Below are 1156 nucleotides of genomic sequence, written 5' to 3' on the forward strand. Positions count from 1 at the left end.
CGCCCGGGTTCCCGAGCGCGCCCGTCGCCGTGTCCGCGTGCGGCTCCGCTCCCCGAGCGGTGCCGCCCTCGCGTGCATCACTCCTGCTCTGGCACCGGGTGCGCTCTTCAGACAGACTAGATCCCAGGCCGGCGATGCTGCCGGCCTGATGCACCCGAGAGGACCACCGACACCATGAACAACGACACCACCACAAGCGGGTTGACGTTCGACATCCAGCTCTCCGACAGGCGGAAGACCCCGCAGGAACGAGAGGCGCTGCTGGAGAGTCCCGGGTTCGGCAAGGTGTTCACCGACCACATGGTGAGCATCCACTACACCGAGGGGAAGGGGTGGCACGACGCTAAGCTGGAGCCGTACGGCCCGCTGAGCCTGGACCCGGCCACCGCCGCCCTCCACTACGCCCAGGAGATCTTCGAGGGCCTCAAGGCCTACCGGCACCCCGACGGCTCGCTCGCCTCCTTCCGCCCCGAGTCCAACGCGGCCCGCTTCAACCGCAGCGCGGCGCGCATGGCGATGCCCGAGCTCCCCGAGGAGCTCTTCCTGAAGTCCATCGAACTCCTCCTGGAGCACGACGGCGACTGGGTGCCGACCAAGGAGGACTTCAGCCTGTACCTGCGCCCGTTCATGGTCGCCACCGACGTCGGCCTGGGCGTCAACCACCCGTCCCGCTCCTACGTCTACCTGCTGATCGCCTCGCCGGTCGGCTCCTACTTCTCGGGCGGCGTCCAGCCGGTGACGGTGTGGCTGTCCAGGGACTACACGCGCGCCGCGCCGGGCGGCACGGGCGCGGCCAAGTTCGCGGGCAACTACGCGGCGAGCTTCCTCGCCCAGGCGCAGGCGGTGGAGCAGGGCTGCGACCAGGTGGTCTGGCTCGACGCCCGCGAGCACCGCTGGGTCGAGGAGATGGGCGGTATGAACCTGTGGTTCGTGTTCGGCTCGGGTGAGAACGCGCGTCTGCGCACGCCCCCGCTGACCGGGACCCTGCTGCCGGGCATCACCCGCGAGTCGCTGCTGACCCTGGCCCCCGACCTCGGCATCCCGGCCGAGGAGGCGCCCATCTCCACCGACGAGTGGCGTGAGGCGGCCGAGTCCGGCGAGCTCACCGAGGTGTTCGCCTGCGGCACCGCGGCCGTCATCACCCCCGTCGGCCGGG

General features: G+C 70.7%; 1 protein-coding gene. It reads left to right on the plus strand.

The features are described from left to right. Positions 1-174: 174 nt before the first annotated feature. A partial coding sequence (locus DQW06_RS24600; RefSeq protein ID WP_117199398.1) for a branched-chain amino acid aminotransferase occupies positions 175-1156 on the plus strand: 982 nt, incomplete at its 3' end.

The organism is Nocardiopsis sp. TNDT3 (assembly GCF_003427465.1).
Lineage (GTDB): Bacteria > Actinomycetota > Actinomycetes > Streptosporangiales > Streptosporangiaceae > Nocardiopsis > Nocardiopsis dassonvillei.